This is a genomic window from Terrabacter sp. MAHUQ-38 (genome assembly GCF_014518425.1).
In the GTDB taxonomy this organism is placed as follows: Bacteria; Actinomycetota; Actinomycetes; order Actinomycetales; family Dermatophilaceae; genus Terrabacter.
Genome location: NZ_JACVCU010000002.1, coordinates 812446 through 828133, shown reverse-complemented (window position 1 = coordinate 828133; position 15688 = coordinate 812446). Strand labels below are relative to the sequence as shown.

Here is a 15688-nt window from a genome sequence, read left to right as displayed (position 1 = left end):
CGATGAAAGAAGGACGTTCCGTGTCTGAGCTTCACCACCCCAACGCCGAGGTCGGCGAGATGAACGAGCCGGAGGCCGCCAAGTGCCCGGTCGCCCACGACCGCTCGACGCGGCCGACGGGCACCCAGAACCGCGAGTGGTGGCCGAACCGCCTCAACCTCAAGGTCCTCGCCAAGAACCCTGCCGTCGCGAACCCGCTCGGTGACGACTTCGACTACGCCGCGGCCTTCAACAGCCTCGACCTCGACGCGGTCAAGGCCGACATCGCCGCCGTCATGACCGACTCGCAGGACTGGTGGCCCGCCGACTTCGGCCACTACGGGCCCTTCATGATCCGTATGGCCTGGCACAGCGCCGGCACGTACCGCGTCCTCGACGGCCGAGGCGGCGCGGGCGCCGGCCAGCAGCGGTTCGCGCCGCTCAACAGCTGGCCCGACAACGGCAACCTCGACAAGGCCCGCCGCCTGCTGTGGCCGGTCAAGAAGAAGTACGGCCAGAGCATCTCGTGGGCCGACCTCATGGTCCTCACCGGCAACGTCGCGCTCGAGTCCATGGGCTTCAGGACCTTCGGCTTCGGTGGCGGCCGCGAGGACGTGTGGGAGCCGGACGACGACGTGTACTGGGGCTCCGAGGCCGAGTGGCTCGGCGACGAGCGCTACACGGGCGACCGCGACCTCGAGAACCCGCTCGCAGCGGTCCAGATGGGCCTCATCTACGTCAACCCCGAGGGCCCCAACGGCAACCCGGACCCGCTGTCCTCGGCCCGTGACATCCGCGAGACGTTCGGTCGCATGGCGATGAACGACGAGGAGACCGTCGCCCTCATCGCCGGTGGCCACACCTTCGGCAAGACCCACGGCGCTGCCGACCCGCTGAAGTACGTCGGCCCCGAGCCCGAGGGCGCCCCGCTCGAGGAGCAGGGCCTCGGCTGGAAGCAGTCCTACGGCACCGGCAAGGGCAAGGACGCCATCACCTCGGGCCTCGAGGTGACCTGGACGCCCACTCCGACCCAGTGGGACAACACGTTCTTCGACGTGCTCTTCGGCTTCGAGTGGGAGCTGAGCGCGAGCCCGGCCGGCGCGCACCAGTGGGTCGCCAAGGACGCCGAGGCGATCATCCCGGCACCCGACGAGGGCGGTGCGAAGCGCCTGCCCACGATGCTGACGACCGACCTGGCGCTGCGGTTCGACCCGGCATACGAGCGGATCTCCCGCCGCTTCCACGAGAACCCGGCGGAGTTCGCCGACGCGTTCGCGCGGGCCTGGTTCAAGCTGACGCACCGCGACATGGGTCCTGTGGCGCGCTACCTCGGTCCCGAGGTGCCCCAGGAGGAGCTGCTCTGGCAGGACCCGCTGCCGGAGGCGCACGGCGAGCCCGTCACCGCCGAGGACGTCGCCGCGCTCAAGCAGAGGATCGCCGACACCGGCCTCAGCGTCACGCAGCTCGTCAAGGCCGCGTGGGCGTCGGCCTCGACCTTCCGCAGCAGCGACAAGCGCGGCGGAGCGAACGGTGCACGTGTGCGTCTCGAGCCGCAGGCCGGCTGGGACGTCAACGACCCGGCGGAGCTCGCGACGGTGCTGCGCGCCCTCGAGGGCGTCCAGGCCGACTTCAACGCCCAGTCGACCCGCAAGGTCTCGCTCGCCGACCTCATCGTCCTCGGCGGCAACGTCGCGGTCGAGCAGGCGGCCGCGGCCGGCGGCGTCACCGTCGAGGTGCCGTTCCGTCCGGGTCGCGTCGACGCGTCGCAGGAGCAGACCGACGTCGAGTCGTTCGGCTACCTCGAGCCGCGCGCCGACGGCTTCCGCAACTATCTCGGCAAGGGCAGCAACATCCCGGCGGAGTACCTCCTCGTCGACAAGGCCAACCTGCTCGGGCTCTCGGCTCCGCAGCTGACCGTGCTCGTCGGCGGCCTGCGCGTCCTCGGCGCCAACACCCGCGGCTCGGCCGTGGGCGTGCTCACCGACCGGCCGGGAACCCTGACGAACGACTTCTTCGTCAACCTGCTCGAGCTCGGTACGACGTGGACGCCGACGTCCGAGGCCGCCGACGAGTTCACGGCGACGAACGCCGCGGGCGAGCAGACCTGGACCGGCAGCCGCGTCGACCTCGTCTTCGGCTCGAACTCCGAGCTGCGCGCGCTCGCGGAGGTCTACGCCAGCGACGACGCGAAGGAGAAGTTCGTCCGCGACTTCGTCGCCGCGTGGTCGCAGGTCATGGAGGCGGACCGCTTCGACGTGAAGTGACGCGTCGACCTGACGCGTTGCCGTGACGCGATGACGTGACGGAATGAGGGGCCCGGCCGGCGAGTGCGCCGACCGGGCCCCTCGCCGTCTCCAAGCACGGGAGGGTGCGGGCGGGTGTCGGCCCGACGTGATGGAATCCTCGGGTGGTCATCCTGCGTCGCGCTCCCGCCCTCACGTCGGCGGCGGTGCGGCTCGACGAGCGCCAGCGGGCCGCGCTCGACTCGACCGCTCGCGTCCTGCGCGTCCTCGGCGGCCCCGGCACCGGCAAGTCCACCCTCGCCGTCGAGCTCGTCGTCGACGCCGTGCGCACCCATGGCCTGCGCGCCGACGCCTGCCTCATGGTCACGTCCAGCCGCAGTGCCGCGGCGCGCCTGCGGCAGCAGGTCACGGCGCGCCTCGACGGCACGTCGACCGAGTCGCTGGCCCGCACCTGGCAGGCGTTCGGCTTCGGGGTGCTGCGCGCGGAGGCTGCCCTTCGGGGGCGCCCCGCGCCGCGTCTGCTCAACGGCCCCGAGCAGGACGTCATCCTGCGTGACCTGCTCGCCGGGCACGCATCCGGGGAGGTCCCGGGGCCGACCTGGCCCGACGGGCTGAGCGAGGCGTTGCGCACCCGAGGCTTCCGCAACGAGCTGCGCGACCTGCTCATGCGCACCGTGGAGCACGGCCTCGGGCCCGACGACCTGGCGCACCTCGGCACCGAGCACGCGCGGCCCGAGTGGGTCGCGGCCGCGCACGTGCTGCGTGAGTACGACCAGGTCACCTCCTTCAGCCGGCACGGCTCCTACGACCCCGCCTGGGTGCTCACCGCCGCCGCCGAGCTCCTCGACGACGACCCCTCGGCGCTCGACCGGCTCCACGAACGCATCCGGCTCGTGGTCGTGGATGAGGCCCAGGAGCTGACGTCCGCGGCAGCCCGCCTGCTGCGGGTCGTCGCCGGCGGCGGCGGCCCGCGCGTCGTCCTCCTCGGCGACCCCGACGTCGCCGTCCAGACCTTCCGCGGAGCCGACCCGCGCTTTCTCGCCGACGGGTGGGCCGAGCTCGCCGACGGCTCACCCGGGCCGTATGCCGTGCCCGCAGCGCCAGCCCTGCTCGACCTCGCGCCGCCGGTCGGGTCACCGGCCGCGAGCGAGACCGTCGTCCTCGACCGATCCCACCGGCTCGGGCCGGGCCTAGCCGCCGTCACCGAGCGAGTGGCACGTCGCATCGGCGCGCTCGGTGGTGGCGAGCAACGTCGCTTCACCTCTGCGGCGTCGGCGGGGCGCCGGTGCACGGTCGAGGTCGCTCTGCTGCGGTCCGCTGCCCAGGAGACCGCCCACGTGGCGGCCTTGCTGCGCAGGGCGCACCTCGTCGAGGGCGTGCCGTGGACCGACATGGCCGTCATCGTCCGGGGGTCGGGCCGCGCCGACACCATGCGGCGGCTGCTCGGGCAGGCGGGAGTCCCCGTCCAGGCCGGCACCGCAGAGACACCCGTCCGTGACGAGAGCGCCGTGCGACCGCTGCTCCACCTCCTCGACGAGAGCCTCGCGGTGGCCCGAGCCGAGCACCGCGGCCAGGAGCACGTCATCGACCCGGTCCGTGCGGCCGACCTCGTGCTCTCGCCCATCGGTGGGTCCGACACCGTGAGCCTGAGGCGCCTGAGGCGCCTGCTGCGCCAAGACGAGCTCGCGTCCGGCGGTGGACGATCCAGCGACGAGCTGCTCGCCGACCTTCTCCAGCACGCCCCGAGGGCCACGCTGCTCGGCTCGACGGGCCGCCCCGCCGCGCGGATCGCCGCGGCTCTGGCCGCGGGCGTGGCAGCCGCGCGCATCGGCGACGACGGACGCTGGGCCCGTGGGGTCACGGCAGAGTCCGTGCTGTGGGCGATCTGGCAGGGTGCGGGGGTCGCCGAGGGCTGGCGCCGCACGGCGCTCACGGGGGGTACGTCCGGTGAGCGTGCCGACCGCGACCTCGACGCCGTCCTCGCGCTCTTCGACGCCGCTGGTGCGTTCGTCGACCGGCTGCCGACCGCCGGCCCTGACACATTCCTCGAGCACATCCAGGGCCAGGACGTGCCGGGCGACACGCTTCTCGTGGGCGGACAGTCCGGGGGTCGGGTCTCCCTGCTCACGCCGCAGACGGCGGCCGGTCGCGAGTGGCGCATCGTCGTCGTCGCCGGCGTCCAGGAGGGCGTCTGGCCCGACCTCCGGCTGCGCGGCTCGGTCCTCGGCTCCGAGGACCTCGTCGACGTCGTCGCCGAGCGCCCGCTGGGTTTTCGCGCAGCGCAGGCGGCCGTGCGCTACGACGAGACCCGTCTCTTCCTCGTCGCGGTCACCCGCGCCACCGAGCGGTTGCTCGTCACGGCGGTCGGCAACGAGGACGAGCAGCCGTCGGTCTACCTCGACCTCGTCGACCCGCCCGAGACGACGCGCCTTGCCGACGAGGTGCGGCCGCACACCGAGGTGGCACGGACCATGACCCTGCCGGGGCTCGTCGGCGAGCTGCGCCGTGAAGTCGTGAGCCCCGACCCCGGTGTCGCGGAGCCCGCCCTCCACCTCCTCGCGGCAGCCGCTCGCGAGGGCGTGCGCGGCGCCGACCCGCGATCCTGGTGGGCGCTGCGCTCCGTGACGAGCGACCGGCCCGTCCGGCGGCCCGACGAGCCGGTGCCCGTGTCGCCGTCCAAGGTGACCTACTTCGCCGAGTGCGGCCTGCGCTGGTTCCTCACGTCGGTCGGCGGGGAGGGCGTGGCGCTGGGCGCGGCCTCGGTGGGGACGTTCGTGCACGACATCGTCGCCGAGCTGCCCGACGCCCCGCTCGAGGCGCTGCGCCGCGAGGTCGACGCGCGGTGGGGCCGTCTGGGCCTGACGCCGGGGTGGGTCACCGAGCGCACCCGCAAGGAGGCCCACGACATGGTCGCCCGCTTCACGGCATACCGCGACGACGCCGAGACCGACTGGCGGCGCGTCGGCATCGAGACCGACTTCCGCGTGCCCGTCGGGCGCGCCGTGGTGGCCGGTCGCGTGGACCGCATCGAGCGTGACGCCCAGGGACGCGTACGCATCGTCGACCTCAAGACCGGCAAGTCCAAGCCGACGCGGGCCGAGCTCGCCGAGCACGGTCAGCTCGGCGCCTACCAGGTCGCCGTCGAGGAGGGTGGCTTCCCCGACCTCGGCGACCGGAGCGCCGGGGCGGCGCTCGTCTTCATCGGCAAGGGAGGGCTGACCGGGCTCAAGCCGAGCGTGCTGACGCAGGAGCCGCTCTCGCGCAGCGACGACCCGACATGGGCGCGCTCGCTGGTCGAGGCCACCGCCGAGGGCATGGGCGCGGCCGAGTTCCGCGCCGCCCAGGGCAAGGCGTGCGAGACGTGCCCCGTGCGGTCGTCGTGTCCCGTCCAGCCGGAGGGCGACGCGCTGTGACCGCAACCGACACGCGGCCGGCCATCGGTGTGCGGCACAGCGCGCTCGACATCGCGACCGCGCTGGAGATGCCGCCGCCCACACCCGAGCAGGCCGCCGTCATCGAGGCGGGCGCGCGTCCGCTGCTCGTCGTCGCGGGGGCCGGCTCCGGCAAGACGGAGACGATGGCCGCGCGCGTCGTGTGGCTCGTCGCCAACGGACTCGTCGACCCCGACCAAGTGCTGGGCCTGACGTTCACGCGCAAGGCCGCAGCCGAGCTGTCGCAGCGCATCGGCAAGCGCCTGCGAGGTCTCGAGCGAGCCGGCATCTGGACACCGCCCGCCGACGACGGCACGGGCGCCGAGGTGCTCGGCGGCACCCCCACCGTGTCGACCTACCACGCGTATGCCGGGCGCCTCGTCCGTGAGCACGCCCTGCGGGTGGGCATCGAGCCGGAGTTCCGCGTCCTCACCGAGGCCGGTGCCTGGCAGCTCGCGGCCGAGGCGGTGTCGCGCTGGGACGGCCCGATGGACGACGTCGTCAAGAGCGAGGCCACGGTCATCCAGGCCGTGATGGCGCTCGCGGGCGAGATGGCTGAGCACGTGCGCACGCCTGCCGAGGCCATGGACCACCTCGACTCGGTCCTCGCTCGGCTCGAAGCGCTGCCCGACGGCGAGGGCCGCGGGTCGCTCACCGCGGCGCGCGACGCGATCACGGTCCTGCGCGAGCGACGCACGGTGCTCCCGATCGTCGAGCGGTTCCTCGACCTCAAGCGCGAGCGCGAGTCCCTCGACTTCGCCGACCAGATGGCCATGGCGGCCCGGCTGACGCGCTCCGTGCCGGTGGTGGGGCAGATCGAGCGCGAGCGGTTCCGGGCCGTGCTGCTCGATGAGTTCCAGGACACGTCCGAGGCGCAGCTCGAGCTGCTCCGCTCCCTCTTCCACCATGGGGGTGTCGCACTCACGGCGGTGGGTGACCCCAACCAGTCGATCTACGGATGGCGTGGGGCGAGCGCCACGACGTTGCTGCGCTTCCCGGCCGAGTTCGCCGGTGACGACGGGCCCGCCGACGTGCTGCCGCTCTCCACGAGCTGGCGCAACGACGCGCTCATCCTCGAGGCCGCCAACGCCGTGGCAGCGCCCCTCGCCACCGCGCACGTGCAGCCGTTGCGCCCGCGGCCCGGTGCCGGGGTGGGAGCCATCGACGTCGCGCGACTCGAGACCGCCGAGGACGAAGCCGACCACCTGGCCGGCTGGGTCGCCGCACACTGGTTCAGCCCGAGTGGTCGACGCACGGGTCGCTCAGCTGCCGTGCTCTGCCGGCGTCGCTCGTCCTTCCCGCTCGTCCTCGAGGCGCTCCGCCGCCGGGGGCTGCCGGTCGAGGTCGTCGGTCTCGGCGGCCTGCTCGTCACACCGGAGGTGAGCGACCTCGTGGCCGCGCTCTGGGTCGTGCAGGACCCGACCCGGGGTGACCAGCTCATGCGCCTGCTCACTGGCCCGGTCGTGCGCCTCGGCGCCGCCGACCTCGCCGGGCTGTGGTCGTGGGCACGCGAGCTGCACTCGCGGCCCTGGCGGGTCGGGGCAGCGCCGCCGATCCAGGGAGAGCTGGGCTTCGACGAGGCTGGACCGGCGCCGTCCGGCCAGCCCGAGGCGGCGGCCCCGGGCATTGAGGATCCGGGGAGTGAGGATCCGGGGAGTGAGGACCCGGACCGCGAGGCGGACCGGCGCGGCAGCGACCTCGCCACGGACAGCGCCGACACCGCCACCCTCGTCGAGGCGCTCGACGACCTCCCACGACCCGGCTGGGTCGGACGCGACGGCGCCCGTATCAGCGACGAGGCGCTGCGCCGCCTGCACGACCTCGGCGACGTCGTGCGCCGTCTGCGTCGTCTCACCGCCTTGCCGCTCGTCGACCTCGTCGCCGAGGCCGAGGTCGCGATCGGGCTCGACATCGAGGTGCTCTCCCGCCCCGAGCACACCGCGTCGACGGCCCGGGTGCACCTCGACGCCTTCGCCGACGTCGCCGCGCGCTACGCCACCACCGCCGACCGGCCGACACTGTCGGGCTTCCTCAGCTGGCTCGACGCCGCACGCGACCAGGAGCGCGGACTCGACGCCGGCCACACCGAGTCCGACGCCGACGCCGTGCAGGTCCTCACCGTGCACGCCGCCAAGGGCCTCGAGTGGGACGTCGTCGCCGTACCGACCCTCGTCGAGGGAGTCTTTCCGGCGCACAGCGCGACGGCCGTGGCTCCCGTCGCTGACAGCGACCCCGTCGACTACGCCTGCTCGGGCGAGGTCAAGGACAAGGGCTGGCTCGTGGGGCTCGACTCCCTGCCCTACGACCTGCGAGGTGACCGCGCGGGACTACCCCACCTCGACTGGCGCGGCGTGCCCGACCGCAAGACGCTGAGCGCCGCCGTCGACGCCTTCGTCCTCGAGGGGGGCAGCCACGCCGTCGCCGAGGAGCGCCGCCTCGCGTACGTCGCCCTGACCCGGGCGCGGACGGCCATGCTCCTCACGACACACCTGTGGGGCGCCGCGAAGAAGACGCTGTCGGTGCCGTCCCGCTTCCTGACCGAGGTCGCCGACGCCCTACCGCGAGCAGTCACCCGCACGACGTGGGTGCCCGCCCCACCGCCGCTCGTCGACGACAAGGGCAAGGCTACGGCGCCGAGCAACCCACACCTCGCGGTCCCCGTCTCACAGCTGTGGCCCCACGACCCGATGGGCGTCCGCCGCGACGGGCTGCTCGGCGCGCACGAGCGCGTGGCCGCCCTCGCGGAGACCGGCCCGCTTGTGCCGCATGGTGATCCGCGAGTGGACGACCTGCGCCTCCTGTTGGCCGAGCAGGCCGCTCGTCGCTCGCGTGGCGAGCCGGTCGTCGACGTGCCGCGTCACCTGTCGGCGTCGGCCGTCGTCTCGCTGGCCCGCGACGCGGAGGTCTTCGCGATGTCCCTGCGCCGGCCCATGCCGAGCCCTCCCGCCGTCGCGGCCCGCCAGGGCACCGCCTTCCACGCCTGGATCGAGGAGCACTACTCACGCGCCGCCATCGTCGACGTGCTCGACCTGCCCGGCAGCGCCGACGAGGGCGCTGCCGACGACGGCGACCTCGAGACGATGAAGGAACGCTTTCTCGCGAGCGAGTGGGCCGACCGCATCCCCGAGGAGATCGAGCTGTCGATCGAGACGATCATCGACGGCATCGCGGTCCGCGGGCGCCTCGACGCGGTCTTCCCGCGCGACGACGGCGGGTGGACCGTCGTGGACTGGAAGACGGGTGCCCGTCCCACCGGCCGCGACGCTCGCGTCCGGGCCCTCCAGCTGGGGGCCTACGCCGTGGCCTTCGCCCGGCTGCGGGGCGTCGACCCGTCGCTCGTCGACGCAGCGTTCTACTACGCCGGCGACGGAGCCACGGTGCGCCCCGACCTGCCGGGCGAGGCCGAGCTCGTCGACCTGTTGCGGGCGCTGCCCGACTGACCCCACCCGCCCCGCTCGCCGAGTGGCCGACCGAGCATGCGGTGCGGCTCAGTGGTCCTTGTGGGCACGACGGTCGTGGTCATGGGGCGCCACCGGGACGAAGTCCGATGCGCCCTCGTGCAGGTCCAGGACGCCGTCGACCTCCTCGGGCAGCGCCTCGACCTCGTCGATCTCGAACGGTGACCCCTGGCCGTCAGAGGCGACGAGCGGCACGGGCCGGGAGCCCTCTGGTCCGAGCATGCCCCGGGCGTCGTGCGCGGCGTCCGTGCCACGCGGGCCCGGGGAAGCGGCGGGCGGAACGGCATTCGGCTGATCCGGTGCGTCGAGCGCGGCCCCCTGAGCGGACGGCTGGGGCTGCTCGTCGGTCAGAACCGGCGTCGTTGCCATCGCCTGCGTCTCGCCGAGCATGGGGAAGGGGACGTGGGGCTGCGTCGCGTCCCACGCCGGCTCGGGCCGCTCGGGGTCGTCGGGGTCGAGCACCTGCGCGGACCGCTCCCGGGCCAGACGGGTCCGCTCGATGCGCGCGGCGTCCTCCTCGGCGTGCCGGCGGTCGTCCTCCTCGACCCGCGCGTCCAGGGCACGCAGCTCGCCGGCCGTTCGCTCGACCACCTCGAGCTGGCCGGAAGCCAGGGCGTGCAAGAGGGTGCGCAGCGGTGCCATCTCGGCGGCGAGGCGGGCACGTCGCACGAGGTGTGCGTCGGGACGCTCGACCCGCGACTGGGCGTACGCCTCGAGCGCCGCGTCCAGAGTCTCCGGCGGTGCCGCGCTGGCCAGCTCGGCGAAGTCGTCGGCTGGGTCACCGATCCGGCTCTCCTCCCAAGCCAGCACGCCGCGGACGCGGCCGCTCGACGAGTCGTCCTCGTCGTCGAAGGACGCGAGGACGTTTGCCCCCGTGAACGTGCCGTGCACCGCGCTCGGCGCGAAGCGCCACAGCGACACGTCCTCGAGCGCGTGCTCCCAGCGGGTCAGCAGGCCGGTGGGCACGTGGCCGGTCGCGGCCGCCCGGTCGAGCTCCGACAGCCGGCGGTGCCGGTGCGCCTCGGCGTCATACGTGGGGCGTCCGGCCTCCTCGAAGAGCAGGTGCTCGACGTTGTGGATGTGCGCGAGGGTGCGCCCGACCTCGGCAACGAGGTTTCCGGGCCCGAGCCCCGCGAAGTCGAGGGGGCGGCCCGGCACGCGGAGGTAGACCGCTGCCCGGCCCTCCGGCACGGGCGCGTGGCCACGGACCATCGGCATGGCGACATCAAGTCGGCGGCCGAGCAGGCCGGACAGGGCGGTGATGTCGTCGAGCATCGCCCCGGCGGCAGACGTGCATGGGGCCTTGACGACCCACCGGCGGTCCTGGCTGTCCTCGACGTACGCGATCTCGAAGAGGTCGCCGGGCCGCGACGGCACGCCTTCGACCGCCACCGGGTCGAGCCCCGGCACGGCCGAGCTCGCCAGGGCGGCAAGGAAGAGCGGGCTGCGCGTCACGTGTCCACCGTAAGTCGGGCGACGCGCCGAGCGTGGGAGGCGACGCCCGGGCGAGGGCGCTGCGCCGGCGCCTCGTGGCGGTCCTAGGGTGGACCGCGTGGCCCTGACCGACGAGACCCTCGGAGATCTCGCGCTCTCGCGCAGCTCGCTCGACCGCGTGGCGTTCGAGCGCCGGCGGCCCGAGATCGTCCGCGAGCTGCTCGACGACCCGCGAACCCGCGTCGCCGAGGTCCGGGGCGACCGCTTGCGCGTCGCCGCACCGGGCAGGCCCTCACCTGACGGCACGCTCGCGCTGGCCCTGCGCTCTCCGGAGGACGCCGACCGCCGCCGGCTCGCACTCCACCTCGGGCGCGACTCGGCCGGCACGGCATACCTCGGCGTCGTGGGTGACGAGCCGGACGGCTGGGACTCCTCGCGGGCCGACGGCCCCGAGGCGGACGGCTGGCTGACGCTGCGGCAGGCGGGGGAGGCCCTCAGCCCACGCGACGCCGGTGTCTTCACGACCGCGCTCGCTCTGGCCAACTGGCACAACGCCCACCGTTTCTGCCCTCGGTGCGGCGCCCCGACCGGCCCGGTCGAGGGCGGCTGGGTGCGGCGCTGCGAGCGCGACGGCAGCGAGCACTACCCACGCACCGACCCGGCCGTCATCATGTCCGTCGTCGACCCGGACGACCGGCTGCTGCTCGGCCGGGGCGCGCACTGGCCCGAGGGTCGTTTCTCGGTGCTCGCAGGCTTCGTCGAACCGGGGGAGTCCTTCGAGGCGGCCGTCGCGCGTGAGGTCGCCGAGGAGGTCGGCGTCGCCGTCGAGGGCGCGCGCTACCTCGGCAACCAGCCGTGGCCGTTCCCGTCGTCGGTGATGATCGGCTTCGCGGCGACGACGACGCAGACTCAGCTGACGATCGACCCCGTCGAGATGGCGGAGGCGCGCTGGGTGGAGCGTGAGGAGTACCGCGCGCTGCTGCGCGACGGGTCGATCCGCACGCCGAGCGGCATCTCGATCGCCAAGCGGATCATCGAGCGCTGGCTCGGCCAGACGGTCGAGTCCGTCGTCGAGCGGGTCGGCTAGCTCGCGAGGCGGGCGCGGACCTCGGCGAGCGAGGGGTTCGTGGCGGCGGTCCCGTCGGGGAACACCACCGTCGGGACGGTGCGGTTGCCGCCGTTGACGTGCTCGACGAAGGCGACGTGCTCCGGGCTGTCCTCGAGGTCGATCTCGGTGAAGGGGACGCCGTCGCGCTTCAGCTGGCCCTTGAGGCGCGTGCAGTAGCCGCACCACTCGGTCGTGAACATCGTGATCGAGCCCTCATCGGGCGTGAGCTGGCTGAGCTCGGGCATCGGTTCCACTCGTCCTTGCTGGGGCGGCGTGCTGGGGTATCTGGGGGTGGGGACGGCGCTGCACGGGCGTCGCCCCTCGGTGCAAGGATGACTCCATGGCCAAGCCCGGCGCAAAGCGACCCCACAAGATGGACCTCGCCGTCTACGAGGCCGAGGTCAGCCGGCTCCAGGCCGACCTCGTCGCCTTCCAGGAGTGGGTCCGTGCCACCGGGCAGCGTGTCGTCGTCCTCTTCGAGGGTCGCGACGCCGCCGGCAAGGGCTCGGCCATCAAGCGCATCACCGAGTACCTCAGCCCCCGGGTGGCGCGCATCGCGGCACTCCCGGCCCCGACCGACCGTGAGCGGTCGCAGTGGTACTTCCAGCGCTACATCGCACACTTGCCGGCGGGCGGCCAGATCGTCCTGTTCGACCGGTCCTGGTACAACCGCGCGGGCGTCGAGCGGGTCATGGGCTTCTGCACCGACGAGCAGTACACCCGTTTCCTCGAGCAGGCGCCCGTCTTCGAGCGGATGCTCGTCGATGACGGGGTGATCCTGCGCAAGTACTGGTTCAGCGTCTCCGACGTGGAGCAGGAGCGCCCCTTCCGCTCCCGGGCCAAGGACCCGATGCGCCAGTGGAAGCTCTCGCCGATGGACCTCGAGTCGATCACCCGGTGGGAGGACTACTCCGAGGCCAAGGACCGCATGATGGCCGCGACGAGCACCCCCTGGGCGCCGTGGCATGTCGTCGAGTCCGAGGACAAGCGCCGCTCGCGGGTCAACGTCATGCACCACCTGCTCAGCTCGATCCCGCACGAGCCGATGACGCCCGACGTGCCACCCGTCCCCGAGCGGCCGGCGCCGCGCGGCTACGAACGCCCGCCGCAGGAGGCGCAGAACTACGTGCCCGACCACGCCGCCACCGTGCTCGCGCTCGCCACGAGCGACGCGAAGGGTCACGCGAAGCGTCACGCGAAGGGTGATCGGTCCTGAGCGCTGCACCCACCGCCGACCAGATCCTCGCCGGGCTCGACCCCGAGCAGCGCGAGGTCGCCATGGCCCCGCCGGGGCCGCTGTGCATCCTCGCGGGAGCCGGCACCGGCAAGACGCGGGCCATCACCCACCGCATCGCGTATGCCGTCCACTCCGGTCTCCAGCAGCCGCAGCGGGTGCTTGCGCTGACCTTCACCGCGCGCGCGGCCGGCGAGATGCGTACTCGTCTGCGTGGTCTCGGCGTCCAGGGGGTGCAGGCCCGCACCTTCCACGCCGCGGCCCTGCGTCAGCTGCACTTCTTCTGGCCGCAGGCGATCGGCGGTGCGGCGCCGGAGGTGATGAGCCACAAGGCGCCCGCGGTGGCGGAGGCGGCGAGCCGGCTGCGCATGCAGTTCGACCGCACGACGATCCGCGACCTCGCTGCCGAGGTCGAGTGGGCGAAGGTCAACCTGCTCACACCGCAGTCGTATGCCGCCCGCGCCCGTGCAGAGCGACGCGAGCCCCCGGGCCTCGACCTCACGGCCATGGCCCGCCTCTTCGAGGCCTACGAGGACGTCAAGCAGCGGCGCGGCGTCATCGACTTCGAGGACGTCCTGCTGCTCACGGTCGGCATCCTCGACGAGCGCGAGGACATCGCCCGCACGGTGCGCGGCCAGTACCGCCAGTTCGTCGTCGACGAGTACCAGGACGTCAACGACCTCCAGCAGCGCCTGCTGGACCAGTGGCTCGGTGAGCGCGACGACCTCACCGTCGTCGGTGACCCCGCGCAGACGATCTACTCCTTCACCGGGGCGAGCCCGCGACACCTCGTGGGTTTCCCGAAGCGTTTCCCGAAGGCACAGGTCGTGCGCCTCGTGCGCAACTACCGTTCGACCCCGCAGATCGTCGGACTCGCCAACACGATCGTGGCCTCGGGCACGCAGGCCGCGCGCGACGGCGCCGTGCGGCTGCTGGCGCAGGGCGAACCGGGCCCCGACCCGGTCCTCACGTCCTACCCCGACGACCCTGCCGAGGCGAGCGCGGTCGCCGAGCGCATCCGCGGGCTGGTCGAGTCCGGCCACTCCGCCGCGCAGATCGCCGTCCTCTTCCGCACCAACGCGCAATCCGAGGCCTTCGAGTCCGCGCTCGCCGACGCCGGCGTGCCGTATCTCGTGCGCGGCGGCGAGCGGTTCTTCGCGCGCAAGGAGGTGCGCGACGCCATTCTGCTGCTGCGCGGTGCGGCCCGCAGCGACGACGGCGAGAAGCCGCTCGGCGAGATCACCCGCGACGTCATCACCGGAGCCGGCTGGTCGCACGAACCACCCGCAGGAAGCGGCGCCACCCGCGAGCGGTGGGAGTCGTTGACCGCGCTCGCGACCCTCGCCGACGACATCGCGGTGGCCGCGCCCGATGCGCGCCTGCCCGAGCTGGTGGCCGAGCTCGAACGGCGCGCCGCCGAGCAGCATGCCCCTGCCGTGCAGGGCGTGACGCTCGCCAGCCTGCACGCGGCCAAGGGTCTCGAGTGGGACACCGTCTTCCTCGTCGGTGCCTCGGACGGGCTCATGCCGATCTCGATGGCCGATGGCGTCGACGCCATCGAGGAGGAGCGCCGACTGCTCTACGTCGGCCTGACTCGAGCCCGCACGCAGCTGTTCCTCTCGTGGTCGGGCGCGCGCACGCCGGGCGCCCGTGCCACCCGACGCGTCTCCCGCTTCCTCGCCCCGGCAGCCGGGATCCTCGGCCTGGGCGCGCGCAGCGAGGCGCGGTCGAGCGGCTCGAAGCGACCGTCCCCCAAGGTCGCCCGGCTCGCGCACTGCAGGGGCTGCGGCGCCGAGCTGGTGACGGCCGCGCAGCGCAAGACCGGCCGTTGCGACGACTGCCCACCGACCTACGACGAGGCGACGTACGAACGGCTGCGAGCCTGGCGGCTCGCCGTCGCGCGCGACGCGAGCGTCCCCGCCTACGTCGTCTTCACCGACGCGACGCTGACCGCCATCGCCGAGGACGCACCGTCCGACGAGGGCGCGCTCTCGGTCATCAGCGGGGTGGGAGCGCGCAAGCTCGAACAGTACGGCGGCGACATCCTCGCCATCCTTGCCGGCGCCGACCCGCAAGACGTTCTTGAAAGTCGTTCTGCCGCAAAGGAATCGGCTGGTTAGCGCGCCCCGGCGAAAAATTGTTGGGAAAAGTTCGTTAATTGAGTTGTTCGCCCGCGACGCGCGCGCGTACCCTTGACGAGGTCAAGCCCAGTGGCTCAGGTAGCCAGCTGGGGTTCGCGAGAAAGAGATAGGAGGGTCGGCCAGATGGACATCACCACGATGACGATGCACGCAGCTTCCTGCGTCCTTTCCGTGCGTCCGCGCGCAGCCGGCCAGATCCGTCTCGCGGACACGCGTGTCATGGGCGAGGGGACCACTGTGTCCATCGCCGCCGTCAACGGCGGCCGTGTCGCTGACTTCCGCGTCCCGTCCCAGGGAGACGTCTCGGTCCTCGGCCGCACGTTCGCTCCCGCCTACAAGACCATCGATGTCGTTCGCTCCCGCCTCGGGAGGCCACCGGTCTGACCAGACCGAGAAGCCTCACCTCCAGGCCGCGAACCCGACATCACCGGGTCCGCGGCCTTCGTGTTTCCCAGGACCGATTGCCGCTCCACTGCAGTAACCGACACCGCCAGAAGAAGCACCCGACCGGGTGCCTGACAGATCAGGGACACAGATGACTCCTCGGATGCCGAGCAGCAGGACCGAGACGCGCACCACCGGTGCCGGCCTTCGGACCAGGACAGAGACGAGTGAGCAGGGGCACACCGCGACGGGTGCCCCGGAGACGGAGGTGAGAAC

The 15688-nt window shown here is 73.1% G+C and carries 9 protein-coding genes; 7 read left to right on the top strand and 2 right to left on the bottom strand.

Going from position 1 to position 15688, the window contains the following annotated elements; translation table 11 throughout:
• Positions 1-59: 59 nt before the first annotated feature.
• The 3 genes from katG (at position 60) to H9I49_RS10735 (ending at position 9093) form a co-directional block, all read left to right on the top strand.
• Complete coding sequence (gene katG, locus H9I49_RS10745) at positions 60-2243, top strand: catalase/peroxidase HPI (protein ID WP_255523901.1); 2184 nt, start codon at positions 60-62, stop codon at positions 2241-2243.
• 143 nt (positions 2244-2386) lie between these two features.
• Complete coding sequence (locus tag H9I49_RS10740; RefSeq protein ID WP_188030314.1) at positions 2387-5635, top strand: ATP-dependent DNA helicase; 3249 nt, start codon at positions 2387-2389, stop codon at positions 5633-5635.
• On the top strand, positions 5632-9093 hold the full coding sequence (locus H9I49_RS10735; protein ID WP_188030313.1) for an ATP-dependent DNA helicase: 3462 nt from the start codon (positions 5632-5634) through the stop codon (positions 9091-9093). The genes H9I49_RS10740 and H9I49_RS10735 overlap by 4 nt, the downstream gene beginning before the upstream one ends.
• A gap of 48 nt (positions 9094-9141) precedes the next feature.
• Here H9I49_RS10735 and H9I49_RS10730 read toward each other — a convergent pair whose 3' ends face one another.
• A complete protein-coding gene (locus tag H9I49_RS10730; RefSeq protein WP_188030312.1) occupies positions 9142-10566 on the bottom strand; it encodes a phosphotransferase in 1425 nt (474 codons plus the stop codon).
• A gap of 97 nt (positions 10567-10663) precedes the next feature.
• Between H9I49_RS10730 and nudC the strand changes: the two genes are divergently transcribed.
• A complete protein-coding gene (gene nudC / locus H9I49_RS10725; RefSeq protein WP_370587525.1) occupies positions 10664-11632 on the top strand; it encodes an NAD(+) diphosphatase in 969 nt (322 codons plus the stop codon).
• Here the strand turns inward: nudC and H9I49_RS10720 are convergent.
• Positions 11629-11898, bottom strand: a complete 270-nt coding sequence (locus H9I49_RS10720; RefSeq protein WP_188030310.1) for a mycoredoxin — start codon at positions 11896-11898, stop codon at positions 11629-11631. The two genes, nudC and H9I49_RS10720, sit on opposite strands and share 4 nt — an antisense overlap.
• 95 nt (positions 11899-11993) lie before the next feature.
• Here H9I49_RS10720 and ppk2 point away from each other — a divergent pair, with 95 nt between their 5' ends.
• The 3 genes from ppk2 (at position 11994) to H9I49_RS10705 (ending at position 15412) form a co-directional block, all read left to right on the top strand.
• Positions 11994-12869, top strand: coding sequence for a polyphosphate kinase 2 (ppk2, locus tag H9I49_RS10715; RefSeq protein ID WP_188030309.1), 876 nt, complete (start codon positions 11994-11996; stop codon positions 12867-12869).
• Positions 12866-15007: an ATP-dependent DNA helicase UvrD2 gene (locus H9I49_RS10710; protein WP_188030473.1), complete on the top strand. Its 2142-nt coding sequence runs from the start codon at positions 12866-12868 to the stop codon at positions 15005-15007. The genes ppk2 and H9I49_RS10710 overlap by 4 nt, the downstream gene beginning before the upstream one ends.
• Positions 15008-15151: 144 nt before the next feature.
• Positions 15152-15412: a hypothetical protein gene (locus H9I49_RS10705; protein WP_188030308.1), complete on the top strand. Its 261-nt coding sequence runs from the start codon at positions 15152-15154 to the stop codon at positions 15410-15412.
• Positions 15413-15688: the final 276 nt, after the last annotated feature.